Source organism: Pseudoalteromonas sp. SiA1, assembly GCF_018732205.1.
In the GTDB taxonomy this organism is placed as follows: Bacteria; Pseudomonadota; Gammaproteobacteria; order Enterobacterales; family Alteromonadaceae; genus Pseudoalteromonas; species Pseudoalteromonas tetraodonis.
The window spans coordinates 2,564,456-2,590,146 of sequence record NZ_CP076084.1 but is presented as its reverse complement, the minus strand read 5'-3'; the positions used below and the strand labels follow the sequence as shown (position 1 = coordinate 2,590,146).

The following is a 25,691-nucleotide window of genomic DNA, read 5'->3' as shown; positions in this document are numbered from 1 at the left end:
CCATTTAGACGTCTAGATAGATTTATTTGTTGAAAGTTTCTCAACTAACGTGAATTATTTTCATAGTTAATAACTGACACAGTTGTTTACATAATTAATAGGCTTAGGGCTCTTATATTTAATTACTTTACGGCATACTTAGTTTGGTAAATGTTTTAAAAATTGCTCAATTTAAAAAGGGATAACAATGAAATTTAAATTATTGGCAACTAGCCTAGCGGTATCGCTGGCCTTAACAGGTTGTGCTATGCAGCAAAGTCAAAACACGCAAACAGCAGCTCAACAAGAACAAGTTAATAAAGCAGATGAGCGTGTTTTTTCACAAGATTACCTAATAGAAGAGCTAGATAACGGCCTACGTGTGATGGTAGTTAAAACCGATTACCCAGATGTAGTATCGCTACAAATACCTGTATCTGTTGGCTCGCGTAATGAAGTGGAAGCAGGTAAAACTGGTTTTGCTCACTTTTTTGAACACATGATGTTTAAAGGGTCTGAAAAGTTTCCGCAAGATGTGTATTCAGATATTTTAAAAAATTCTGGAGTTGATAACCGCGCCTACACAACTAACGATTACACTAACTACCACTTAAATTTTTCAAAACAGCATCTTGATAAAGTACTTGAAATTGAAGCTGATATTTTTCAAAACTTAAGCTACACCGAAGAACAATTTAGAACCGAAGCGCTTACCGTTAAAGGCGAGTACTTAAAAAATAACGCCAGTCCAATTCGTAAATTATTAAGTGCGGTACGCCAAGAAGCGTTCGATAAACATACCTATAAACACACTACTATGGGCTTTTTTGAAGATATTGAAGCCATGCCAGATCAAATGGCCTACGGTAAAGAATTTTTTGATAAGTTTTATAAGCCTGAATATGTATCGCTTGTGATTGTTGGTGATGTTGATCCAAAAGAGACCATGGCGATGGTTAAAAAACACTGGGGTAATTGGCAAAAAGGCGACTATGTTGCTGATATTCCAAAAGAGCCAACTCAGCAAGCGCCAAAATATGTGCATGAGCAAAACGAGGGATTACCTGGCCATTGGTTACTTGTGTCGTATAAAGGGGCTGCATGGGAGCCTCAGAAAAAAGACAGAGCCGCATTAGATTTACTGTCGCAGCTTTATTTTTCGAGCAATTCAGATATTTACCAAGAACTGGTAGTTGAAAAGCAAATCGCGAGTCAAATGTTTACTTATAACCCAGAAACTAAAGATCCAGGGTTACTGCATGTATTTGTAAAAGTTGAAAATGCCGATGATTTAGCCACAGTGCGTGATGCTATAAACCGTACGTATGCCAAAGCGCGTACCGAGTTGGTTGATAGCCAAAAACTTAGCGATTTAAAGTCTAACCTTAAATACAGCTTTATAAATGGTTTAGATTCGTCGCAAGCAATTGCCTCTACACTTGCCAGCTATATGCATTTTGAGCGCGATCCTGAGGTAATTAACCAACTGTATAAATCGGCAGACAATATCACTAGCGAAGATATTAGAGCCGTTGCCAATAAGTACTTTGTTGATAATGCTCGCACCACAATTACTATGTCGGCACTTGATAAAGCCCCAGGTTTTGAACAAGAAAGCGACTTAAATGCCTTGGTAGCAAAATATCAGCAAGCACCGAGTAAACCTATCTTTAAGGTGCTGGATAAAACTAATAGCTCGCCGTTAATCGATATTAATTTATTATTTAATACCGGTGCCGCTGCTGATCCGCAGGGTAAAAAAGGGGTTGCAGCGCTCACTGCCGCAATGCTGGCGCAAGGTGGCTCAACCTCAATGAGTTACAAAGATATTAAAAAGGCAATGTACCCGCTGGCGGGTAGCTTTGGTTATCAAATAGATAAAGAAATGCTGTCGTTCCAAGGGCGTATTCATAAAGATAATGCAGCTCAGTGGTATGCCTTAGTGAGTGAGCAGCTGCTAAACCCAGGCTTTAGAGAAGATGACTTTAAGCGTCTGAAAAAAGAAATGATCGATGGCATTAAATCGGGTTTAAGAGCCTCTAATGATGAAGAGTTGGGTAAAGAAGTCCTCTACAGTGTGCTTTATAAAGGCCACCCTTATGAAAGCTATAACTACGGTGACTTATCTGACTTAGAAGCGCTGACCCTTGATGATGTTAAAGCGTTTTATAATGCTGAACTTACACAAGCTAAACTTACTGTGGGTTTAATTGGTGCCGTGCCTGAAAAACTCAAAGCACAAATGTTAACTGATTTAGCGACGCTCCCTAAAGGTGAGCAAAGTCGCTTAACAATCCCTGATGCGCCAGTACTTAAAGGTCATCATGCAACGATTGTTGAAAAGTCAGCGCAATCAACGGCTGTGTCGTTCGGGTTCCCTATTGATACCATTCGTAGCAGCGAAGACTGGACCGCATTGTGGTTAGTGCGCTCGTACTTTGGTGAGCATCGCAGTTCTAACAGTTACTTGTACGAACGTATTCGTCAAACGCGTGGCATGAATTACGGTGATTACGCCTACATTGAATACTTCCCTCGTGGTATGTTTCAAACTAAGCCAGATGCAAACTTAGGGCGCTCTGAGCAAATATTCCAGGTGTGGCTGCGTCCACTGCGCTCAAACAACGATGCGCACTTTGCAACCCGTACCGCATTATTTGAGCTGGATAAGTTGATTAAAAATGGTATGACTGAGGCCGATTTTGAAGCCACACGTAACTTTTTAATTAACTTTGTGCCACAAATGGTTGCTAGTCAAAATCGCCAGTTAGGTTATGCGCTAGATAGCGAGTTTTATAACACCGATAGTTTTGTAAACTACGTCACAAGCAAACTGAAAACATTGACTGTTGACGATGTAAATCGAGTGATTAAAGATAACCTACAAACTGAGAATATTCACTATGTGTTTGTTACCGGTGATGGTGAAGATATGCAAAAACGTTTAGCAACTATGCAAACCTCGCCTATGGTGTATAACACCGATAAGCCTGCCGAGTTAGTGGCTGAAGATAAGGTAATTGCTGATTATAAACTGGCAATTCCTGCAAAAAATATTGAAGTAGTAAAGGTGGATAAAGTATTTCAATAATTAAAGTTTTTAAGTATTAAAAAATGCCCCTGTGCAGTAAGCATTGGGGCATTTTTATATTTTAGGTTGTAAATACTAGTTACTTACTAAAAGTACTGAGGCTGCACCAAGAGCAAAACTAATAACAGAGCTAATGACTAAACCAGCAATAAAACTTTTAGATGGACTGTTATTGGCATCATTTTGGTTGTTTTCATCAAGCTTAATAAGCTCACCTTGGCGTACTTCAAATACCGCACATAAGGCCATGGTGGTTTCTTTTGAGGCTGCACCTTCTTTTTCTACTCGTTGAATGGTTCGCAAGCTTACATCGCAGGCATCGGCAAGCTGTTGTTGTGTCCAATCGAATGTGTGCCTGAGCGACTTTACCGTTGTAGGGTTTAATTGCATGTTAAAGTTTCCCTACAATTAGCTCTACGGCTGTTGCAGTGGTATAGCCAAATACTGCACCACCTAACGCGCAGCCTAGAATAAAAAAAGCCGCTTTTTTAGGATCGCTAGGAAGACTACTTTGAACTTGCTTGGCAAGCACTTCTTGATCTTTGTATAGAGTGCACTCAAGTCGTCCTGTGAGTATATTGAGCATGTCAAATTTCACTTGGTACTGCGAATTTTCAAAATCAAATGTGTGTGAGCTTTTTATATTAACACTGCGCCTGCTGCTAACTAAGTCATCGTTAATATAGACTTCTTCTTTACCTGTAAAGTAGCTTCCAAAACAGGCTATTTGGTTATCGCCATCTTGAAAGTAAAATTTATAGCCTAATTTTTTTGTATTTAATATGTCGTTTTTCATCATCGTTATCCTTGTTGAGTTGATGATGCTAATTTAGCGTTTATTATTATTTTTTACGCCGTCAGCAGTACGCCAGTGGCTATTTTGGCACATGACACACGTGCTGTCATATGTTGTTATTTACTGATTTTTATTAACTTATTTTATTTTTGCACAAATGGTTAAACCTGCCTAGCTGTCATATAGTATGGCTTTGAAAAAGTAGTCTAAAAATGAAATTTAACTAGTTATATATAATAACCAGAACAAATAACGAAGGGATTAACACCTAGGCGGCTAAATCCGTTAGAATTGGCGGTAGGCTCTTTGTAATAACTTAAGGCAGTATTATGCGTCATGAAATTTGGCAACAGCTTCGTAGTGAAGCAAATGAAGTAGTAACTCGTGAACCCCTTTTAGCGAGCCATGTGTATTCGTGTATTTTAAATCATGAGTGCTTAGGGTCGGCATTGAGTTTTATTGTTGCTAACAAGCTAGCTGATGCTGTGGTTTCTGCTTTTACAATCCGTGAGCTGTTTGACCAAGCTTTTGTAAAGTGTGACCGCATGCTGACACATGTTGCTCATGATATTAAAGCAGTAAAAGATCGTGACCCTGCGGCCGAAACCTACCTTACTGTGATTTTAAATTTAAAAGGGTTTCACGCGATACAAGCACACCGCTTAGCTAACTGCTTATGGCAACAAAACCGTAAAGAGCTTGCGCGCTTTATTCAAAGTCGTACCTCAGAGGTGTTTGGGGTTGATATTCACCCTGCTTGTAAAGTAGGCCAAGGCATCATGTTTGACCATGCCACCGGTATTGTTATAGGTGAAACCGCCGTAATTGAAGATAATGTATCTATATTACAATCGGTTACATTAGGTGGTACGGGTAACGAGCAAGGCGATCGCCACCCTAAAATCAGAGCGGGCGTACTTATTGGCGCGGGCGCTAAAGTGTTGGGTAATATTGAAGTGGGCGAGGGCGCACGTATTGGCGCAGGTTCAGTGGTATTAAGCCCTGTGCCGCCTCACACAACTGCTGTTGGCGTACCTGCAAAAATTATTGGTCGCCCTGATTGTGAGTGCCCGGCAGAAAGTATGAACCAAAACTTTTTAGAATATCCCGAGCCAGAAAACGAATCGCACACCAGTGCAATGCTTTAATTTTTGAGTACCTAGAAATGATATATAAAAGTAACTTTGTGGCTATGCTGCTCTGTTTTTCTTCAGGCGTGGCGTTAGCAAGTGGTTACTTTTTGTTTTTTAAAGATTCCACTCGTGTTTCCTCAGCGCCCAAACAAGCTGTAATCTCTTCGGCTAACACTCAAGTCAATAATCAGCCAACTACTTTGCAAGGCCTAGTGCAGGTCAATAAAGCCCAAGTGGCTGATCAACAAACTCAGCTAGCACAACATGTGGTTGAGCTTAATCAGCGGCTTGAAAAAAAATCAATCCAGCTTAAGCAGTCTCAACAACAGCTAAAGTTAAATCAATTAGAAAGTGTAGAGCTTGATGATGAGCTCGCAATACAGTTTGAGCAAGAGGCTGATAATCTCGAATGGAGTTACGAGCTTGAAGTCGCGTTAACTGACTTTTTAATTATTAATGAGTTTGCAGATAGCGCTGAGCTTACAGCGCTAAAGTGTAAGCAAACAATTTGTAAGTTTGAGCTTACCATAAATCAACATGCCGTTAATTATGGAGCTAAATTATGGCGCGAGCTAAACGATAAGCTTCACCTTGAACCTTGGTGGCAGCAATTTACACTCAGTGCATCTCAATCTAACGATGCCCGTATTGAGTTTACCGTAAGTACGCAAGGCTAGCGCTTAGCAATATGGCTAAGCTTCTACCTTTGAAATAACCTGGCCATCTACTAACTCAGTGATCAACACATCACCCACTTTTACATCTTCCACTGATTTAACCACTTTATTTTGCGCTGTTTTCGTTATGCTATAACCACGCGCTAATACATTAAGGGGGCTGACCGAATCAAGCCGACTTGCTTGTAAGGCAAGCGTATTATTTGCGTGTTGTAGTTGCTGCTGCATCGCTTGATTTAGCCTTGCATGGAGCTGTGCTAACTGATGGTTTGCATTTGCTAGCTTTTTATCTGGTGATTGGCGCATTAGTCTGGGTGTTAAATTAGCTAACACGCGTTCTTGTTGATATAAACGCTGACGCATTGCCTGTTGCAGTGCAATACTCAACTCATCTAAGCGTTGTGATTTTTGGTTTAGCTGATTGCGCGGGTGGCATAAATTAAGGCGATGCTGCAATTGTATGGCTAGTGCGCGTTTATCGGCAATGTCGTGTTTAAATGCATTCGCTAAACGATTAATTAACTGATTAACCCTATTATGTAGCTCTTGTGTATTGGGGCTTACGAGCTCTGCGGCTGCAGAAGGAGTTGCTGCGCGTACATCAGCAACATAATCGCTAATTGTGGTATCTATTTCATGGCCAACAGCGCTCACAATGGGTAGTGCGCTTTGATAAATAGCGCGAGCAAGGTGTTCATGGTTAAAGCACCATAAATCCTCTAATGAACCACCACCGCGCCCGAGTATGATAACATCGACCTCATTACGTAAATTTGCCAGCTCTATTTGCTTGATTAAATGGCCATGCGCTTCTTTGCCTTGCACCATCGCAGGGTAAATAACCACTTCTAATTGCGGCGCACGACGCTTTAAAACAGTTAAAATATCTTTGATTGCGGCGCCTGTAGGTGAGGTGATCACCCCTATGCGATTAATGTTTTGGGGTAGGGGTTTTTTATAAGCGGAGCTAAATAAGCCCTCTGCAGCCAAACGCATTTTTAGCGCGTCAAACTCTTGCTTAAGTTGCCCTTCGCCTGCAGGCTCCATATGTTCAACAATAAGCTGGTAGTCACCACGGGGTTCGTACAAAGATACACGTGCTTTAACGGTTACTTGTGCGCCGTTAATTGGTCGGTAACTTTGGTTGCGATTATTGCCTCGCCACATGGCGGCTTTAATTTGCGCTTTATCGTCTTTTAACGAAAAATACCAATGCCCAGAAGCAGGCGCAATAAAGTTAGAAATTTCACCAGTGAGTACTAAAGACGCAAAACCTTGTTCAAGTAAGGCACGTATTTCACGATTAAGGCGAGATACGGTATAAACCGTTTGCGAGGGCTTAGAAAACATAAAAACTACCAAAAAACATTTATAAATCTAGCTTATCATAAATAAATACAAAATATTATTTACTAGTGCCTACAACGCTGTTAAAATTTGGCCGCAATTCCTTATCTTAGATCCACATGTGAGAAGTTGCCAAAATGCTTAGAATCGCTAAAGAAGCTCTTACCTTTGATGACGTACTTTTAGTACCTGGTCATTCTACTGTTTTGCCACATACGGCAAATATTTCAACTCGCTTAACGCGTGGTATCAAACTTAACTTGCCGCTCATTTCAGCATCTATGGATACTGTTACAGAAGCTCGTTTAGCTATTGCCCTCGCGCAGGAAGGTGGTCTTGGTTTTATTCATAAAAACATGACCATTGCAGAACAAGCGAAAAATGTTCGTAAAGTTAAAACCTATGAAGCAGGTATTGTTTCATACCCTGTTACAGTAACGGCCGATCTGACTATTGCAGATGCTGTTGAATTGTCTCAGGAAAAGGGATTCTCAGGTTTTCCGGTCACCGATAGCGAAAATAACCTAGTAGGTATTGTAACTAGTCGTGATATGCGCTTTGAAACTAAGCTTGAACAGCCGGTTTCAACAGTGATGACGAAAAAAGAAAACCTAGTAACGGTTAAAGAGGGAACGGCTCGCGAAGATATCTTAAGCTTAATGCACGAACATCGCATTGAAAAGATTCTTGTGGTTGATGATGCGTTTAAACTTAAAGGCATGATCACCGTAAAAGATTACCAAAAAGCACAAGACAAACCAGATGCATGTAAAGACGAACAAGGTCGTTTACGTGTAGGTGCTGCGGTAGGTGTTGGCGCGGGCACTGATGAGCGTATTGCTGCATTAGTTGAAGCCGGTGTTGATGTACTTCTAATCGATACTTCTCATGGTCACTCTCAAGGTGTTATTGACCGTGTTGCAGCGACTCGTCAAGCTTACCCAGATTTACAGATTGTTGCAGGTAATGTAGCAACAGCAGAAGGGGCCATTGCGCTTGCAGATGCCGGTGTTGATGCTGTTAAAGTAGGTATCGGCCCAGGTTCTATTTGTACTACACGTATTGTTACTGGTTGTGGTGTACCACAAATAACAGCCATTTCAGATGCGGTTGAAGGCCTTAAAGGTCGCGATATTCCAGTGATTGCCGATGGCGGTATTCGTTTTTCTGGTGATATTGTAAAAGCATTGGTTGCGGGTGCATCGTGTGTAATGGTTGGCTCTATGCTCGCGGGTACTGAAGAAGCACCAGGTGAAGTTGAACTTTATCAAGGTCGCTACTACAAATCTTACCGTGGTATGGGTAGCCTAGGTGCGATGGATCAAAAAGAAGGTTCATCGGATCGCTACTTCCAAAAATCAAACCAAGCTGACAAGTTAGTACCAGAAGGTATTGAAGGTCGTGTTGCTTATAAAGGGCCAATTGCAACCATTATTCACCAACAAGTTGGTGGTCTTCGCAGTGCAATGGGCTTAACCGGTTGTGCCACAATCGAAGAGCTAAACACTAAACCACAGTTTGTACGTGTAACTTCTGCTGGTATGGGTGAGTCGCATGTTCATGATGTGCAAATCACTAAAGAAGCACCGAACTACCGTTTAGGCTAATCAGCCTTAACAACTTGAAATAAGTGGGCTAACCTTTGTTAGCCCTAATATAGTCACACAGCTTAAGCTGGTGGCGTTTAGCACCTGACTTTACGAGATACTTCATGAGCAAAGACATTCACGATTCACGAATCCTCATTTTAGATTTTGGTTCACAATACACGCAGTTAATCGCCCGTCGCGTACGCGAAATTGGTGTTTACTGTGAGCTTTGGGCTTGGGATGTAACCGAAGAGCAAATTCGCGAGTTTAACCCACAAGGTATTATCCTTTCAGGTGGCCCAGAATCAACTACGCTTGAAAACAGCCCACGTGCTCCTGAGTATGTATTTAATGCAGGCGTTCCAGTACTTGGTATTTGTTACGGTATGCAAACTATGGCAACGCAGCTTGGCGGCCGTGTACATAGCTCAGATAAAAAAGAATTTGGTTACGCAAAAGTTGAAAAAGTGGGTAACTGTGCATTATTTGATGCCATTGAAGATCATATTACTGATGGCGGCAATGGCGTACTAGATGTGTGGATGAGCCACGGCGATAAAGTAATGGAAATTCCAGATACGTTTAAAACCACTGCTAAAACATCTACTTGCCCACATGCGGCAATGTCTAACGAAGAAAAACGCTTTTACGGCGTACAATTTCACCCAGAAGTAACACACACACATCAAGGTCAACGCTTATTAGAGCGTTTTGCTATTGATATTTGTGGCTGTGAAAAATTATGGACGCCAGCAAAAATCATTGATGATGCTATTGAGCGTATCAAAGAAACTGTAGGTGACGACGAAGTTATTTTAGGCTTATCAGGCGGTGTAGATTCATCGGTTGTAGCTATGCTTATTCACCGTGCTATTGGTGAGCGACTAACCTGTGTATTTGTTGATAATGGGCTACTTCGTTTAAACGAAGGCCAGCAAGTTATGGATATGTTTGGCAATAAGTTTGGCTTAAACATCGTCAAAGTAGATGCCGAAGATCAATTTTTAAATGACTTAGCAGGTAAATCAGATCCTGAAGATAAGCGTAAAGCTATTGGCCACACGTTTATTAATGTATTTGATGAGCAAGCTAAAAAGCTTAAAAACGCGAAATGGTTAGGCCAAGGTACAATTTACCCTGACGTAATCGAATCAGCGGCATCAGCGACTGGTAAAGCACACGTGATTAAATCGCATCATAATGTGGGCGGCTTACCAGATGACATGCAAATGGGCTTAGTAGAGCCATTACGTGAGTTATTTAAAGATGAAGTACGTAAAATTGGTTTAGAGCTAGGTTTACCGTACGATATGCTTTACCGTCACCCATTCCCAGGGCCAGGTTTAGGTGTGCGTGTACTTGGCGAAATCAAAAAAGAGTACTGTGATTTACTTCGCCGCGCAGATGCTATCTTCATTGAAGAGCTTCACAAAGCAGAGCTTTACCATAAAGTAAGCCAAGCGTTTACTGTATTCTTACCGGTTAAGTCGGTAGGGGTTATGGGTGATGCACGTAAGTACGATTGGGTTGTTTCACTTCGTTGTGTAGAAACCATCGACTTTATGACTGCCCGTTGGTCACATTTACCGTATGAATTCTTAGGAGTGGTTTCAAACCGTATCATTAATGAAATCGACGGTATCTCACGTGTTGTTTACGATATTTCAGGTAAACCACCTGCCACTATCGAGTGGGAGTAATCCTCCCGTTACTGTAATTTCGTAATAACTAACGGCGAATTAGCATGCTAATTCGCCGTTTTGTTTATTTAAAAAGCAAACAAACCGAAAAGTTGAATTTTTACTTTACCTTTGTCAAAAGGTCTTTATAATTCATCGTCATTGCAGGGGCGTAGTTCCAATTGGTAGAACAGCGGTCTCCAAAACCGACGGTTGGGAGTTCGAATCTCTCCGCCCCTGCCATTTCTTCTTTACATCGTTTTGATTACTTCCTATATTATTCATCTTACTAATCCATCGAGTTGTTATGCATTCACGTTACGCATCTGTTTTTGGTATAGAAAAGCTTGAACTTAATCAACACTTTCGCCCAGCTCAAGCTGAGTTGTCAGCGACTTCATCGTTAATTCTCTGTGATACATTAAAAGATGATATTGAGCGTGCCTTTGCGCCTGTAACAATAAACAAGATTGTTAAATCATCAACCATTGAGTTTAGTGAGCAACAATTAGGCCTGCCTGATTCTAATCTAACCTGTGCGCAAAAACGTGCGTTATGGGCTTTAATGAGTGAACACCTTGATACACTTTAAGTCGGTTACCGATGAGAATATCAATGAGCTGATGGCTATTGAAAATGCCTGCCATACACACCCTTGGACGTTAAAAACCATGCAGTCGTGTTTGCAGGGGCGTTATTTCAATTTAGCTGCGTTCAAAGACGAGCAAATGATAGGCTTTTACATTGGTGAAAAAGCAGGGCCCGATTTTACCTTAATGGATATTTGTGTCGCCCCGAGCTTTCAGGGACAAGGATTTGCTAAGCAGTTATTAACGCAGTTTATAGCGTACGGCGAGCAACACAGTGCCGAAAACTTATTTTTAGAAGTGAGAGAGTCTAATACGCGGGCGATTGCTTTGTATGAGCGTGCGGGCTTTATTGAAATGTCAGTACGTAAAAATTATTACCCCAGCGATGCGCCAAATAAAAATGGCTTTGAAGATGCGATTTTAATGGGCATGGCACTGGGTTTAAATTTTTAATGATTACTTATTAGCGATGGCTTGTTCTATTGCTGTAATGAGTTCTACAACGCGTTTTTCTCTTTGAGTCATATCATTGCCTTTTAAACTTTGCTCAAGCGCTGATGCGCTATGGTAAATATCATCAAAGTTAAAACAACCGGCACTGCCCTTAATACTGTGGGCAAGTGCGCGTAGTGTTTCGCAATCTTGGTTGTTATAAAGGGTTTTTATCTGCTTTAAGTAATCAGGTAAACTTGCCAAATAATTAGCATTTATTTGCTGAAATTTCTCACTTTTTAATAAGCTATCCCACTTATTTTGATTATCGCGTTCAAGGTGTAAATAGCTGACTAATACATTTTCTAGTGCGTCTTTATCAATGGGTTTACCAAGCGCTTTGTTACAGCCTGCTTCAAGGTAAGTATCTATATCATGGTTCATGACATTTGCGGTTAGGGCGATAATTGGGCCATCGTAGGCGGCATCTCTGAGCATTTTAGTTGCTTCTAAGCCGCCCATAACCGGCATTTGCATATCCATGATTATAAGCTGGTAGTCGTTCACTAGTGCCATTTCTACTGCTTGTGCGCCATTATTGGCTATATCAGGCTCTAACCCCCATGTTTGAAGGAGTAATTTTATCAGCAACTGATTATCGGGGTTATCTTCTGCCACTAAAATATGCGCATCAAAGTTATTGGTTGCAAAAGAAAGTTGCGGGTCTTTTTCGGGTGATAGCTGAGAGTGTTCAGTCAAAAGCAGGTTACTACTAAGCCCATTACCTAAATGGCAATCTATATCGATAGTAAAGCAACTACCCACACCCACTTCACTGGTTACGCTGACATCGCCACCGAGCAGCTGAGCCAAGTTTTTTGAAATACATAGCCCTAATCCTGTACCACCAAATCGGCGTGTGGTTGTGGCATCAGCTTGTTCAAATGGCGTAAATAATCGACTTATTTGGTTTGCCGACATGCCTATACCGGTGTCTTCAACTATAAATGTAAGAATTTTTGGTGCTTGAAACTTTGCCGTAATTGTTACTTGGCCTTGCTCAGTAAATTTAACTGCATTACTGGCAATATTAATCAGTATTTGTTTTAAACGAGTAACGTCACTATTTATCGTATGCGGCAAAGGTAGCGAATAATTAATTGTAAATGAAAGCTGCTTCTCTTGTGCTAAAGGTTTAATGATTGATTCAACATCATGAATAAGCTGCACAACATTTAATGGCGTTTGCTCAACAGCGAGTTTTTCGGCTTCAATTTTTGATAAATCGAGGATGTTATTAATAAGCTCTAATAAATGTTTTGAATTACGAAGAATAGTGCCTAAATGATGTTTATCGTTTGTTTTCTTATCGCTATGCAGTAGTTGCTCGGTAAAACCCATAATGGCAGTGAGTGGAGTGCGAATTTCATGGCTCATATTGGCTAAAAAACGACTCTTAAGCTGGTTTGCTTGCTCTGCTTGAGCGATGGCTGTTTCAAGCTTACTATTCATTGATTCAAGTGCCTTAGTACGGCTCTCTACTTTGTCTTCTAAGTGATGCTTATATTCTTCTAGCTGCTCTTGATAATGCTTAATTTGGTTAATCATGTGATTAAAGTCGTTAAACAGTATGCCTACCTCATCGGTTGTATAAGCAGGCAGTGTGACTGAAAGATCGCCATCACCAACGCGATGACTTGCTTCACCTAGTAATTCAATTGGGTTAAGCAGTAAATTGCGCACCACAATAAAAATTAAGATCGGTAGGGTGATCACAGAAATAATTACAATTAGCCCAGTGATGACACTAATTGCTTTACCTGATTGATACAGTACCGCTTTAGGGATGGTCGACACATAATAGTAGCCGCCACTCATTTGGGCTGCGAAAATCAATCGTTCTATTTTATCAACGCTCGAAAGCTCAATGGTTGATAAGCTGCCAATATCAGCTAGGTCATTAATTTTATTAAGTTCATACTCACTAACATAGTGGCCACGCATTTTGTAATCAGAGCTAAATAAAATTTTACCATCATTGGCGAGCAGTAAATTTAAGGTATTGTTATAAGGGGCTTCTAAAATACTGGTGTTTAAAATCGAAGGTTCGACCTTAAGGACAATAAAACCAAGTTGTTGTGGGCGTTTTAAATAGTAGTCAACGCTGTATATGCGTTGCACAAAATATAAGTTGGTGGTGCCGTCTTCTTTTTGCACCATAAACTGCTGCTGGCTTAAATTGCTTTGTATGACTTGGTCAAAAAACGGATAAGACTTTGGCGCGACAGTTAAATTACTGGAGTAATAGGCATCACTTTCACCGGTTTTTGAGACTAAATTAATACTAATAATATCAGGGTAGGCTTCACTGTAACTGGCAAATACATCCATTAACGCGCCAAGGCGATAGGTATAGCTGGCGTCTTCAAATAAATCTTTAGCTAAAAAGTCACTTAGTACCGGTGAGGCAGAGAGTAACTTAGCCGTTGCATGAAAAGAGTCTATATAGTTAAATACTTTTTGCTGTTGTTGCTCTACAAAGCGACTCATGATCAAGTCAGCTTGTTTTTGCGTAGAGTTAGTTACATTAGTGAGCGTAAACCCACCTAAAAATAACAACGGCAGTATAACCAGTGGAGTTATATACCATAATAATCGAATACTTAGCTTACTGGTTTTCATTACCCAACATCAAATCCTCCATGTAATCGAACAATAATATGATTTACAGAACCATTACTCAAGCTTGGTGTTAAGTTAGTGGGCAATTTATAGCGTTATTGTTAATAATCGCTGAAAACACCAAACTTAAAAAAGATCCGTTAATAACCAACCATTGATTGTTTATAAAGCCAAGATCAGCGAAAATAGTCTTCAATTACGATTAACTTAACGGATAGCGTCACAAGAGCTAATTTGGGTTCTTGTTGGGGTATGTTGCGCTTTCTAGGTTAGCTTGTTTTTAGCCTTGAAAGCTCAGCATACTAAAATACAAATACATCCGTATATCAACTAAAAGAACCTTTTTAATGGCAGACCAAAATCTCCTTAGCGAAATTAATAAACGCCGTACCTTTGCGATCATCTCGCATCCGGATGCGGGTAAAACCACTATCACAGAAAAAGTATTGTTATTCGGACAAGCAATTCAAAAAGCCGGAACAGTAAAAGGGCGTGGCTCTAATCAGCATGCTAAGTCTGATTGGATGGAAATGGAAAAAGAGCGTGGTATTTCTGTGACTACCTCAGTAATGCAATTTCCATATAACAATGCGTTAGTTAATTTACTTGATACTCCAGGACACGAAGACTTCTCTGAAGATACTTACCGTACATTAACCGCGGTAGATTCGTGTTTAATGGTGATAGATGCCGCCAAAGGTGTAGAAGAACGTACCCGTAAGTTAATGGAAGTAACACGTCTGCGCACCACGCCGATTGTTACCTTTATGAATAAATGTGACCGTGATATTCGCGACCCAATGGAACTACTCGACGAAGTAGAAACAGAGCTAAATATTGCCTGTGCACCTATTACGTGGCCTATTGGCTGTGGTAAAGAATTTAAAGGTGTTTATCATATCCATAACGAAGAAACTATTTTATACAAAACAGGCCAAGGCCATACTATTCAAGAAGTGCGTAGCATTAAAGGACTTGATAACCCAGAGCTTGACCAAGCGATTGGTGATGAACTTGCAGCCCAGTTACGTGACGAGTTAGAGCTGGTTATTGGTGCATCACACGAGTTTGATTTAGATCTGTTCTTAGCGGGTGAGTTATCGCCTGTATACTTTGGTACTGCACTTGGTAACTTTGGTGTAGATCATGTTCTAGATGGACTGACTGAATGGGCGCCAACGCCTTTACCTCGTGAAACAGAAGACCGCCAAGTTGTAGCCACAGAAGAAAACTTCACTGGGTTTGTATTTAAAATTCAGGCCAACATGGATCCAAAACACCGTGACCGTATTGCCTTTATGCGTATTGTGTCGGGTAAATACAGCCAAGGCATGAAAATGAATCATGTGCGTATAGGTAAACAAGTGAGTATTTCTGATGCGGTAACCTTTATGGCGGGCGATCGTGAGCGTGCAGCTGATGCTTACGCTGGTGATATTATTGGTTTACATAACCACGGTACGATTCAAATTGGTGATACCTTTACCCAAGGCGAAAAAATTAAGTTCAGCGGTATTCCAAACTTCGCCCCTGAATTATTCCGCCGTATTCGTCTGCGCGATCCATTAAAACAAAAACAGCTATTAAAAGGACTGGTACAGCTTTCAGAAGAGGGCGCAGTACAAGTATTCAGACCATTAATTAATAATGACTTAATTGTAGGTGCGGTAGGTGTATTGCAGTTTGACGTGGTGGTAGCGCGTTTAAAAGCTGAATATAACGTTGATGCAATTTACGAAAGCGTGAATGTAAATACAGCCCGTTGGGTTAGCTGTGATGATGTTAAAAAGTTTGAAGAATTTAAACGTAAGTGCGAAAGCAACTTAGCACTTGATGGTGGCGATAATTTAACTTACATCGCGCCGAGTCGTGTAAATCTTAACTTGTCGACAGAGCGTTACCCTGAAGTGACATTTAATCACACGCGTGAAAACTAGCACTTAGCCTCTAGAATTAACACAAAGCCTGCTTTGGCGGGCTTATAAAGGTAAATAATATTATGAATATTCGTACTATTTTAGTAGAAAAAGCCATTGCCGCTATGACCGCCGCAGGCCTACCAGAAGATACTAACCCAGCGGTTACCCAAAGCACTCGCCCACAGTTTGGTGATTACCAAATTAATGGCGCGATGGGCGCAGCTAAAAAAATGAAAAGTAACCCGCGTGAATTGGCGCAAAAAATTATTGATCAGTTAGATGTAAGCGACATTGCCGAAAAAACGGAAATTGCTGGCCCTGGTTTTATTAATATTCACTTAAAGCCGGAGTTTTTAGCTCAAAGCGTACAAGCTGCTAATAACCACGCAAAACTTGCCGTAAATGAGCACGCCAAACCACAAAAAGTAGTGGTTGATTACTCATCGCCTAACCTTGCAAAAGAAATGCACGTAGGTCACTTACGCTCAACTATTATTGGTGATGCCGTAGTACGTGCGCTTGAATTTAGAGGCGATACCGTTGTTCGTCAAAATCACATGGGTGATTGGGGCACACAGTTTGGTATGCTAATTGCGCATTTAGAAGATCAAATTAACCAAGGTGTTGATTTAGATACTGTTGCGCTTGCTGATTTAGAAACCTTTTACCGCGATGCGAAAAAGCGTTTTGATGACGAAGAAGGCTTTGCCGATAAAGCGCGAAATTACGTAGTTAAACTGCAAGGTGGCGACGCACACTGTGAAAAACTGTGGAAACTATTTATTGCCACTTCAGTTAAGCATTCTGAAGAAGTATACAAGCGTTTAAATGTAACACTAACACCTGCCGACATTATGGCTGAAAGTGCATACAACAGTGAACTTAACGATATTATAAGCTTATTAAAAGATAAAAATATTGCAGTAGAGTCGCAAGGCGCACAAGTGGTATTTTTAGATGAGCTGGCAAATAAAGACGGTGAACCTTCAGCGTTTATCGTGCAAAAATCAGGTGGCGGCTTCTTATATGCAACCACTGATTTAGCGGCGTGTGATTACCGTTCAAACAAGCTAGGCGCTGAGCGTATTTTAATCTTTGTTGATGCGCGCCAGAGTCTTCACTTTAATCAAGTGGAGCTAACTGCGCGTAAAGCCGGTTTGTTACGCGATGAAACTAGTTACGAGTTTTGCCCATTTGGCACCATGATGGGCGCTGATGGCAAACCATTTAAAACCCGTACAGGCGGTACGGTTAAATTAGCTGATTTACTTGAAGAGTCAATTACTCGCGCAGCAGCTAAATTGGCTGAGCGTGAATCAGATTTATCTGACGAAGATCGTAGTGAAATTGCTCGTAAAGTGGGTATTGGCGCGGTTAAATATGCTGACCTTTCTAAGCATCGTACCAGCGATTACATCTTCAACTGGGACAGCATGCTAAGCTTTGAAGGCGCAACAGCCCCTTACTTACAATATGCTTATACGCGTGTTCGCAGCATTTTCCGTAAATCTGGCGTTGATGCTGCAAGCTTAAAAGCCGATGTAAGTATTATTGAGCCGCAAGAGAAAACCCTCGCGCTTAAATTATTACAGTTAGAAGAAGTCCTTGATCTGATGATCAATGAAGCCACACCGCACGTATTATGTGGTTACTTATACGAACTAGCCAGTTTATACATGACATTCTATGAAGCTTGCCCAGTACTTAAAGAGGGCGTAGAGCCAAGTGTTCGTGATAGTCGTTTAGTGTTGTGTAATTTAGTGGCAGATACGTTAAAAACGGGTTTAGATTTGTTAGGCATCGAAGTCATGGAGCAAATGTAATCTGCTGCGTGTAGTTCGCTTTGACTGCGTTGTCGTGCTTTTTTAGCCTAAGTCACATACAAAAACGTATGCTCCTTGGCATAAAAAAGCACTTCGCCTTGTCAGCACTTCTACACTTGCAGATGCGAAGCTTGGCACTAAATAGTTGACCCTAATCACATACAACTACATATGCTCACAGGGATAAGTCGAGTGTCCGCCTTATCTTAGACTAAACTACTTAGGTGAACGTCTGCTGCGTGTAGTTCGCTTTAGCTGCGTTGGTAAAACTATTTAGCCTAAGTCACATACAAACCGTATGCTCCTATGCATAAATAGTTTTACCGCCTTGCTAGCACTCCTAGACTTACAGATAATTTTAGGTTTAGGTGTTAGATTTATATTGACACTGTTCGGTATGTTCACCAATTTTGTAGCTGATAGCTGATAGCTGATAGCTGATAGCTGATAGCTGATAGCTGATAGCTGATAGCTGATAGCTGATAGCTCATAGCTCTTTAGAAGGATTTGATATGAAACTCGAAGATATTCGTCGTGAATACCTGCAAGATGCGCTCAGTGAAGACAACTTGCTTGATGATCCGTTTAAGCAGTTTGAAACCTGGCTTGAGCACGCTGTTGCTAGTAACTTGCCCGACCCTACAGCAATGGTGGTCGCTACGGTTGATGACACCGGTCAGCCTTCACAGCGTATTGTGCTGCTAAAGCATTTAGATGATAACGGTTTTGTGTTTTTTACTAATACCGGTTCACGAAAAGCACAAGAGCTTAAAGGCAATAATAAAATTTCCTTGCACTTTCCATGGCACCACATGGAGCGCCAAGTAATTGTATATGGTGAGGCGCAGCCGCTTCCAACGTCTGCCGTGGCTAAGTACTTTTTATCACGTCCAAAAGAAAGTCAATTAGCCGCTTGGGCGTCGCAACAAAGCCGCCCGGTGTCGTCGCGCAAAGTGTTAATGGAAACCTTTGCCAATATGAAAAACAAGTTTGCCAAAGGTGAAATACCACTCCCTGATTTTTGGGGCGGATATTGTGTTGTGCCGCAAAAAATCGAGTTTTGGCAAGGCGGAGCTCATCGTCTACATGATCGCTTTATGTATCAGCGTCAGGCCGATAATAGCTGGCAAATAACGCGCTTAAATCCGTAGTGGGCTAGTTTTTTGAAGTTTATAGATTCGCATTGCCATCTTGATTTTAGTGAGTTTGATGCAAACCGCGAATCACTTATTAATGCCTGTGTAGCAAAGGGCGTTAGCCAATTTATTGTGCCAGGTATTAGCTTGGCGCAATCTCAAAACCTACTAGAGTTTAAAGCAACCTACCCACAAGTCAGCATAGCGGCAGGGCTGCATCCTTATTTTTTAGAGCAACACCAACAATCACATTTAGAGTCATTATTTAATTTTGCTAAAGCAAATAAAACACAGCTGGTGGCTATTGGTGAGTGCGGGCTCGATCGCAGTATTTCCAATCTTGAAAAACAAACATTTTTGTTTGAGCAGCAAATAGCGCTTGCTAATGAGCTTGATTTACCGCTAATTGTTCATCACAGGCAAAGCCATGATTTAATTGCGCAGTCGTTTAAGCGTTGTAGGCCAAAAAACGGCGGTGTGATCCATGCTTTTTCAGGCTCAATTCAACAAGCGCACTATTATATAAAGCAGGGTTTTAAACTTGGAGTCGGTGGGGTTATAACTTACGAGCGTGCAGCTAAAACACGTGCGGTTATAGCAAAGCTTGAGCCGCAGCAGTTAGTGCTTGAGACAGACTCACCTTCAATGCCGCTAAGTGGCTATCAAGGGGAGGTAAATACCCCACTGCATATTCCTAACGTATTTGATGCGCTTTATGGTTTAAAACCAAATAGCGATAAATTTCAATTAGCTGAGCAGCTTTATGATTCATGCTCAGACGTTTTTTGTATATAACGATTTACTTGCCAGCGCTTTAATCCTCGGCCTAATTGCCAAGTAAAAATACAGGCAATCACTAACATAAGTAGCACCTGGCGACCTAAATCATGAAAATGATTATGGCTAGCCGATACCGCAGCACGGGTTAAATAGGTAATAGATACAAAGCCAATCGGGCGGTTGTCGTCTGAAATAACTTGCTCAACAAAAGGCGTTTTTAACTTACTAATACCCGGTGATGAGTCAGGTAATAAGCCATATACATGATGCGATTGCCAATTATCACTGCTCGCAAGTACCACACCTTGTTTGTCATAAATAGTGGCCGAGAGTACAAATTCATCTTTACTGATATTGTTGCATAAGGTGGTCAGTTGCTGCTTGTTTTTTTCTATCAGCGGATTTTTAGCATTCAGTGCCATAAACTGAGTGAGAGATTTAGCTGCGCTATTGGCATTATCGTAAAGCAGTTGATGACTTTGAAAGCTACTATTTATACCCACCCAGCTTAATAATACAAAGCAGCCAGCGGCCAATAGCAAACGGACTAAACGCTTTTTTTGCGAGGCTGTAAGTGGATTTTTAAGATGGTTATTTTTCATAGTCACCGTATATGCTGCTGACAGCATTTTGATTTGATGTTACAACTACACTATAACCTTAAATCCACCCTGATGGCGAATTTTGTATCTTATATCCTTATCATCAATGCGCTAAATGTCAGGAAATATAAACGGAGATCCCATGTCGAACGCGAACATGGCACAGCACAGCGCTGAGCAACCATTATCACAACTTACCCTAAATAAATGGTTCAGCTATCAAAAGGGCGTATTTGCACCTTTAAATACAATTCCAAGCAGAGAACGAGGGCTTTTTAGTATCGCATTTGCAGGCGATTTTAGTATGGCGCATATCAATAGCATGATTGAATTTTTTGCCACTCATCAGCAAAATGTGACAGCAATGTGCCAATACCAGCCAGATTTAGGGTTATCTCCGGCATTATGTTTTTATATAGAAAATGCAGAGCAGGCAATAAACCCACTTGAACTTCAAACTTTTGCAAATACCTTGGCGTGTCAGTTAGTGCAAGTAACCAATCCCCCTGATTTAAAAAAACCAGGATTATTGGTAATGGATATGGATTCAACAGCCATTACTATTGAGTGCATTGATGAAATTGCGCGTTTAGCCAATGTATATGACGAGGTTGCCAGTGTGACCGCGCAGGCAATGGCAGGTAAGCTTGATTTTAGTGAGAGTTTAAACCAACGCGTTGCCAAGTTAAAAGGGATTGAAAAAAGCTTAATTGATGATCTAAAAAGTGCACTGCCTTTAATGCCGGGTATTAAAGCGTTGTGCCAAATTTTAAAGCACCACCAATGGTATTTAGCCATTGCATCAGGCGGGTTTGTGCCGTTTGCAGAGCGTGTACAAGAGCTGATTAATTTAGATGAAGTGCATGCCAATGTATTGGAATTTAAAGACGATAAACTAACAGGTAAGGTGTTAGGAGGCATTGTTGATGCTGAGCAAAAAGCGGTTATTTTAGAATCGCTCCAACAAAAACTAGGCCTTGAAAAAACGCAAACTGTTGCCATTGGTGATGGCGCAAATGATTTAAAAATGATGGCTCAAGCAGGATTAGGCGTTGCTGTGCATGGCAAACCTAAAGTAGTTGAACAAGCCCAAGCGGCTATTTGCCAAGGCTCGTTATTACAATTGCTGTATATGTTGGCGGTTCCGCTAAATCCATCACAGGGTTAACGTAAACGGTTTAACCAAATTAGTTTTCGCCTAGACATTTGCTCAACCTGTTGTTGGTTGAGCGATAAATGTACAAGGGCTTCGTCACTTACATCAATAATATCGCCAACTCCCGATACTGACCACAAGGCATCCTCTAAGTCTTTAGCCTTGTGAATTGCGTATTGGCTAACGTATTTTAGCTCATTTGCTAAGTAGTCAGTATCGAGTCGACCAGTACGTGAAATATATAAACGCATTATAAAAACCAGCTCAGACTTCAGCCCTTTACTTACTTGCTGTTTAAACTCGCTGCAGTCGGTGCCTAAAATACACTGACTGGTAATTGCATCGGCTATATTTTCTTTTTTAGGATCGAAGTTAATCACCAAACTAAATTCTAATGGCGAGTCTTGGCGAGAGCGCTCTTTAATATTCGGGGTGATCACATCAGCAATGTGCGCTTTAGTAATAATATTTGATAAGTCTGTTTTAGTATTTAGCAGTGAAAAATTTTGTAAAATAACATGCAGAGGGCTTGGATATAAACCAAATCCCATGGCGCCAATTTCAAAGTGAGCCATTGATTTATGTAAGTATATTGGGAACTGGCAAAGTGTTTTGGTTACCATATTTCTAAGTGCTGTAGAAAGCCCAGGTACTTTAGGTGACTCTTCTGCTATTTTTAATTTTTGTTTATTGCTGTTAATTAAAAGAGTAAAAAAATCGACCCCAGTATGAGGCGACTTTTTCTCTACATGTGCTTTTAAATTAATCGTGGTTAACGATTTACTCACCGCCATTACTTCATATTGAATAAGACTTAATGAATAACTTTTGGTGATTTTTTGTAAATCGGGGAATGACAGCGACACGATATCGCCTTTTTTAAAGTTTACTTCTTGATTACACTCTAGCTGTAAACCAAAGACTGAAAAGTCCCGAGTATGGCCATGCAGTACTGAGTCACGGGTGTTAATAACGACGCTGGTTTTATAAAGGTAACGCTTATTAGAACGAAGGTTCACGTACTCTAACGGCACGGTATTTAGCTCCGGCGGTGATGCATGCTTACTGTGGCCAAACAATTTCAATTTATTGGCCAAGGCTTTATCAAATTCATACTGTTGATAATGCTGTTGTTCATGCTTATTACCTACTTGAGTAAGTAGCATTAAATATTTTACGTCTTTTATGGCGCCTTCAACACGTGGTGAAGGCGGTTTATTAAGTTTCTCAATATCCTTACCCAAAGAGTTAGGTAAAGATAAAGGAATATAAGCATCTTCAGTATGGCTTGGCATCAATTGTAATTTAAAGCAGCGCCAACTGTCTCTTCGGCTACCAAAACCAAAAAATAACGCTTTTAATTGTGCATGTTGCTCAAGCTCTGAACGAGTGGCTGAATAGTAGTAAATTTTTCCTGCAGAGACATGGGTAAAGGTATATAAATATTCCTCTTTTACAGCAACAGGTTTTAGTGCCAAGTTACGAATACGCTTATGGTTTAACACACTGTATAGGCAAGATACTTTGCGCTCATCGGTAAAGTAACGCTGAATAAACAGGCTGTTTTCTGTAGTTAAACTTAAGCTTGGATAATAAACACCGTTTTTTTGACTTATAAAAACGTATAGCGAATTGACCCTTGGAATGTAATATTGCTCGTATCCTTTAGAAATAACTGCATCGAGGGTGTTATCTAAGTTCACTTTGTAGCGGCGTTTATTGCCGTGAATAAAGCTTTCTAAAAAATGGTCAAACGCGGTGTTGTTTTCTTTAAATGTGCGTTTTAAGCGAATATGATTAAATTCATCCGAGGTGTTTTCTATCGCAACCACTTCGTATTCAATCCCATTTTTCAACCCAAGCTCAAAATCTTGTTCAAGGCCAACTAAGTGCATAACAATAAGCTGACCTTTTTTTAAGTTATAGCGGGATGCCAACTTAATTTTACAGCCACTGAGTGAAATATCAGAAGTACTTGCTTCAATTTTTGTTTGCTCATCGTACTCAATAGTAATTTTAATTGAGTAATTCATTCGCTCTTCGCTACGACTTTCATAAGCCGCAAACTTAATTACATCGGTGGTTAGTTCGGGTAATGGTTCAATTATTTTAGCTGGGGTGGTCGTTGATTTTTGCTGTAATACACGATAATTATTTTCGGTATTCATCACCGCTTCGTACACGGCAAGGGTGTAGCCTTTATGTTGTTTTATTGATGCTTCGAATACTTCAATGGCGGTGTCATCCATAAAGTGTTGTTTACCGTTATGCTCATATGGTTTTACTTGGCCGGTTACTGAGCCACGCAGATCAATAAAGCGGTCTATCGGCTGAGATAAACGCGACATTTCCATTTTTATTAAAAACTGCTCGGGTTTGCTTAACTCGGCGGTTTTTGACTTGAAAATGAGATCAAACTTAGCATTTCCCAAATACTGTTTTAATTCATTTACAAGCGCTTCATGCTTGAGCAATACGTCTTCAGCCATTTATAAATCATCACCGTCTAATTTAAAAGTAGGTATACTGTTGCAATCATTTATTAGAGAATTAAATAAATCTAATATCGAAAAGTGGTTAAATGCGACCACGATATTATGCGTAACTATACTTTGTGTTTATTGTTATTCGTTATGAGCCAATTAATTGGCATGTTTTTATTAGCTTTTTAAAGCAAGAAGCATGCCCTAAAGCAGGTTAAATGAAACTACATCAGTATAGTGTGAGTGTGATACTAAATGCGCTATTCCACAAGGCGTTGTTGCTAAGGTAAAGCCAGCAATGGCAAAATAAGCGCTTAACAGTCAATATTTCAAAATAAAGAATAGTAGGTAAGGTTTTAAATGGCTAAAGCGGCAAAAGTAGAGTTTGTTTGTACAGAATGTGGCATGAACTATCAACGCTGGCAAGGTCAGTGTCGCTGCGGTGCGTGGAACACATTAGCAGAGTTTAAACCTTCTGCAGGGCAAAGCAAAAAAGTAGCAGCTCGTGCAAGTGTCGGTGGCTACGCCGGTGGTATTGGCGGTGGCTCTAAAAAAATTAATGAGGTAGCAACCTCAGAGGCAGAAAAACAGCTTACTGAAATTGGCGAGCTTGACCGTGTACTAAGCGGCGGTGTAACCACCGGCTCGGTTAATATTATTTCTGGCGATCCGGGGGCGGGTAAAACCACGCTACTATCGGATTTAGTGGCAAGAATGTCTCAGCGCATGCCATCGCTTTATTGTACTGCTGAGGAGTCTTTGTCGCAGTTTAAAAACCGAGTAAACCGTTTAAAACTTAACTATAACGAAGATGAGCTCTATTTACTTTCTGAAACCAGTGTTGAAACCATTATTGAAGAGCTGGATAAAAACAAAATTAAGTTTGCCGTTATCGACTCTATTCAAGCCGTGGTCACCGACACCGCTAATGGTAGCCCTGGCTCACCCTCGCAAGTAAAAAGTGCCGCTCAAGCGCTAACCCAATATTGTAAGCAAAACGATGTCACTATGTTCATTATTGCTCACGTAAATAAAAATAATGAAATAGCTGGCCCGCAAACATTAGTGCATATTGTTGATGCACTGTTACATATTGATACCAACGATGGTCAAGTGCGTACGCTGCGTGCTAATAAAAACCGCTTTGGTGATATAGATACTGTGGGCATTTTTAAAATGTGTGAACGCGGTATGCTCAGTGTGGATAACCCCAGCGAAATTTTCTTATCCGGTTCAACCACTGAATCACCGGGGTCGACGATTACCTGTATTCGTAAAGGTAATCGTAATTTACTACTCGAAATTCAATGTTTAACCACTGAAACAGAAGCAGAATTTCCACAGCGAGTATGTGTTGGTTTAAATATGAACCGGATTAAAATGCTCACTGGTATTTTACGTAAACACACTAAAACTAAAATATTTCACGATACGTTTTTTAATATTGTGGGTGGTCTAAAAATTGATGAATCAGAAACCTGTATTGATTTAGCGCTTGTTACTGCACTTTTAAGTAGTTTGAACGAGTTTGTTGTACCTCGAACCACCTGTATTATGGGGGAGCTAAGTTTAAACGGTGATGTGCGTCCAATCGACAGTGGTGTACCCCGTGTTAAAGAAGCGGCGCAACATGGGTTTACTGAAATATTTATCCCATTTCGTAACTACCATAAATCGATGGAAGGGCTGGGTGCTAAAATAACGCCAGTTAAAACAGTGCACGAGCTACTGAGTTTAATTAACTAGCAAACAAAAAGTGCTTAACGATGCATGTTCTCAATGTTAGTCTTGCTTAAA

At 40.6% G+C, this 25,691-nt stretch carries 19 protein-coding genes and 1 tRNA gene; 14 read left to right on the top strand and 6 right to left on the bottom strand.

Annotated elements, in window-relative coordinates:
- Nucleotides 1-187: 187 nt before the first annotated feature.
- Nucleotides 188-3,070, top strand: coding sequence for a M16 family metallopeptidase (locus KK487_RS12035; protein WP_215521790.1), 2,883 nt, complete (start codon nt 188-190; stop codon nt 3,068-3,070).
- 75 nt (nt 3,071-3,145) lie between these two features.
- Here the strand turns inward: KK487_RS12035 and KK487_RS12030 are convergent, their stop codons facing one another.
- Nucleotides 3,146-3,460, bottom strand: coding sequence for a helix-turn-helix transcriptional regulator (locus KK487_RS12030; RefSeq protein ID WP_075169747.1), 315 nt, complete (start codon nt 3,458-3,460; stop codon nt 3,146-3,148).
- Between the two features lies 1 nt (nt 3,461).
- Nucleotides 3,462-3,869, bottom strand: a complete 408-nt coding sequence (locus tag KK487_RS12025) for a hypothetical protein (RefSeq protein ID WP_215521789.1) — start codon at nt 3,867-3,869, stop codon at nt 3,462-3,464.
- A gap of 326 nt (nt 3,870-4,195) precedes the next feature.
- Between KK487_RS12025 and cysE the strand changes: the two genes are divergently transcribed.
- Both cysE and KK487_RS12015 read left to right on the top strand, forming a co-directional pair.
- Nucleotides 4,196-5,014, top strand: a complete 819-nt coding sequence (cysE, locus tag KK487_RS12020) for a serine O-acetyltransferase (protein WP_010387694.1) — start codon at nt 4,196-4,198, stop codon at nt 5,012-5,014.
- 17 nt (nt 5,015-5,031) lie between these two features.
- Nucleotides 5,032-5,676 carry a hypothetical protein gene (locus KK487_RS12015; protein ID WP_215521788.1) on the top strand — a complete coding sequence of 215 codons (645 nt, stop codon included), beginning with the start codon at nt 5,032-5,034 and terminating at the stop codon, nt 5,674-5,676.
- Between the two features lie 15 nt (nt 5,677-5,691).
- Here the strand turns inward: KK487_RS12015 and xseA are convergent, their stop codons facing one another.
- Entirely contained in the window at nt 5,692-7,026 is a 1,335-nt protein-coding gene (gene xseA, locus KK487_RS12010; protein ID WP_215521787.1) for an exodeoxyribonuclease VII large subunit, read from the bottom strand.
- A 134-nt stretch (nt 7,027-7,160) separates the two neighbouring features.
- Between xseA and guaB the strand changes: the two genes are divergently transcribed.
- The 5 genes from guaB (at nt 7,161) to rimI (ending at nt 11,334) form a co-directional block, all read left to right on the top strand.
- On the top strand, nt 7,161-8,630 hold the full coding sequence (gene guaB, locus KK487_RS12005; protein WP_008110278.1) for an IMP dehydrogenase: 1,470 nt from the start codon (nt 7,161-7,163) through the stop codon (nt 8,628-8,630).
- Nucleotides 8,631-8,734: 104 nt separating this feature from the next.
- Nucleotides 8,735-10,312 (top strand): glutamine-hydrolyzing GMP synthase, encoded by a 1,578-nt coding sequence (guaA, locus tag KK487_RS12000; protein WP_215521786.1) that lies wholly within the window; start codon nt 8,735-8,737, stop codon nt 10,310-10,312.
- A gap of 145 nt (nt 10,313-10,457) precedes the next feature.
- A tRNA-Trp gene (locus KK487_RS11995) sits at nt 10,458-10,534 on the top strand.
- A 64-nt stretch (nt 10,535-10,598) separates the two neighbouring features.
- Nucleotides 10,599-10,883: a hypothetical protein gene (locus KK487_RS11990; protein ID WP_024602105.1), complete on the top strand. Its 285-nt coding sequence runs from the start codon at nt 10,599-10,601 to the stop codon at nt 10,881-10,883.
- The gene (gene rimI / locus KK487_RS11985) at nt 10,870-11,334 is read left to right on the top strand and encodes a ribosomal protein S18-alanine N-acetyltransferase (protein ID WP_010387705.1); all 465 of its coding nucleotides are present in this window, start codon (nt 10,870-10,872) and stop codon (nt 11,332-11,334) included. The genes KK487_RS11990 and rimI overlap by 14 nt, the downstream gene beginning before the upstream one ends.
- Before the next feature lie 3 nt (nt 11,335-11,337).
- Here rimI and KK487_RS11980 read toward each other — a convergent pair whose 3' ends face one another.
- Nucleotides 11,338-13,995, bottom strand: a complete 2,658-nt coding sequence (locus tag KK487_RS11980) for an ATP-binding protein (protein ID WP_024602103.1) — start codon at nt 13,993-13,995, stop codon at nt 11,338-11,340.
- Nucleotides 13,996-14,342: 347 nt separating this feature from the next.
- On the opposite strand from KK487_RS11980, the gene prfC reads away from it, so the two are divergent.
- From prfC to KK487_RS11960, 4 genes are all read left to right on the top strand, one after another.
- Entirely contained in the window at nt 14,343-15,932 is a 1,590-nt protein-coding gene (prfC, locus tag KK487_RS11975; protein ID WP_028833913.1) for a peptide chain release factor 3, read from the top strand.
- A 62-nt stretch (nt 15,933-15,994) separates the two neighbouring features.
- Nucleotides 15,995-17,737, top strand: coding sequence for an arginine--tRNA ligase (gene argS, locus KK487_RS11970; protein WP_028833914.1), 1,743 nt, complete (start codon nt 15,995-15,997; stop codon nt 17,735-17,737).
- 512 nt (nt 17,738-18,249) lie between these two features.
- Complete coding sequence (gene pdxH / locus KK487_RS11965; RefSeq protein WP_024602100.1) at nt 18,250-18,888, top strand: pyridoxamine 5'-phosphate oxidase; 639 nt, start codon at nt 18,250-18,252, stop codon at nt 18,886-18,888.
- A 12-nt stretch (nt 18,889-18,900) separates the two neighbouring features.
- Nucleotides 18,901-19,668, top strand: coding sequence for a TatD family hydrolase (locus KK487_RS11960; protein WP_215521785.1), 768 nt, complete (start codon nt 18,901-18,903; stop codon nt 19,666-19,668).
- On the opposite strand, the gene KK487_RS11955 is transcribed toward KK487_RS11960, so the two are convergent.
- Nucleotides 19,635-20,255, bottom strand: coding sequence for an AhpA/YtjB family protein (locus KK487_RS11955; protein ID WP_013465696.1), 621 nt, complete (start codon nt 20,253-20,255; stop codon nt 19,635-19,637). The two genes, KK487_RS11960 and KK487_RS11955, sit on opposite strands and share 34 nt — an antisense overlap.
- Nucleotides 20,256-20,397: 142 nt before the next feature.
- On the opposite strand from KK487_RS11955, the gene serB reads away from it, so the two are divergent.
- On the top strand, nt 20,398-21,423 hold the full coding sequence (gene serB / locus KK487_RS11950; protein ID WP_215521784.1) for a phosphoserine phosphatase SerB: 1,026 nt from the start codon (nt 20,398-20,400) through the stop codon (nt 21,421-21,423).
- On the opposite strand, the gene KK487_RS11945 is transcribed toward serB, so the two are convergent.
- Nucleotides 21,420-23,900, bottom strand: a complete 2,481-nt coding sequence (locus tag KK487_RS11945) for a PilZ domain-containing protein (protein WP_215521783.1) — start codon at nt 23,898-23,900, stop codon at nt 21,420-21,422. The two genes, serB and KK487_RS11945, sit on opposite strands and share 4 nt — an antisense overlap.
- Before the next feature lie 354 nt (nt 23,901-24,254).
- Here KK487_RS11945 and radA point away from each other — a divergent pair, with 354 nt between their 5' ends.
- Nucleotides 24,255-25,640, top strand: a complete 1,386-nt coding sequence (radA, locus tag KK487_RS11940) for a DNA repair protein RadA (RefSeq protein ID WP_013465693.1) — start codon at nt 24,255-24,257, stop codon at nt 25,638-25,640.
- Nucleotides 25,641-25,691: the final 51 nt, after the last annotated feature.

Coding starts and splice junctions, on each gene's coding strand:
- KK487_RS12035 (WP_215521790.1), top strand. CDS start 188: ATGAAATTTAAATTATTGGCAACTAGCCTAGCGGTATCGCTGGCCTTA.
- KK487_RS12030 (WP_075169747.1), bottom strand. CDS start 3,460: ATGCAATTAAACCCTACAACGGTAAAGTCGCTCAGGCACACATTCGAT.
- KK487_RS12025 (WP_215521789.1), bottom strand. CDS start 3,869: ATGATGAAAAACGACATATTAAATACAAAAAAATTAGGCTATAAATTT.
- cysE (WP_010387694.1), top strand. CDS start 4,196: ATGCGTCATGAAATTTGGCAACAGCTTCGTAGTGAAGCAAATGAAGTA.
- KK487_RS12015 (WP_215521788.1), top strand. CDS start 5,032: ATGATATATAAAAGTAACTTTGTGGCTATGCTGCTCTGTTTTTCTTCA.
- xseA (WP_215521787.1), bottom strand. CDS start 7,026: ATGTTTTCTAAGCCCTCGCAAACGGTTTATACCGTATCTCGCCTTAAT.
- guaB (WP_008110278.1), top strand. CDS start 7,161: ATGCTTAGAATCGCTAAAGAAGCTCTTACCTTTGATGACGTACTTTTA.
- guaA (WP_215521786.1), top strand. CDS start 8,735: ATGAGCAAAGACATTCACGATTCACGAATCCTCATTTTAGATTTTGGT.
- KK487_RS11990 (WP_024602105.1), top strand. CDS start 10,599: ATGCATTCACGTTACGCATCTGTTTTTGGTATAGAAAAGCTTGAACTT.
- KK487_RS11980 (WP_024602103.1), bottom strand. CDS start 13,995: ATGAAAACCAGTAAGCTAAGTATTCGATTATTATGGTATATAACTCCA.
- prfC (WP_028833913.1), top strand. CDS start 14,343: ATGGCAGACCAAAATCTCCTTAGCGAAATTAATAAACGCCGTACCTTT.
- argS (WP_028833914.1), top strand. CDS start 15,995: ATGAATATTCGTACTATTTTAGTAGAAAAAGCCATTGCCGCTATGACC.
- pdxH (WP_024602100.1), top strand. CDS start 18,250: ATGAAACTCGAAGATATTCGTCGTGAATACCTGCAAGATGCGCTCAGT.
- KK487_RS11955 (WP_013465696.1), bottom strand. CDS start 20,255: ATGAAAAATAACCATCTTAAAAATCCACTTACAGCCTCGCAAAAAAAG.
- serB (WP_215521784.1), top strand. CDS start 20,398: ATGTCGAACGCGAACATGGCACAGCACAGCGCTGAGCAACCATTATCA.
- KK487_RS11945 (WP_215521783.1), bottom strand. CDS start 23,900: ATGGCTGAAGACGTATTGCTCAAGCATGAAGCGCTTGTAAATGAATTA.
- radA (WP_013465693.1), top strand. CDS start 24,255: ATGGCTAAAGCGGCAAAAGTAGAGTTTGTTTGTACAGAATGTGGCATG.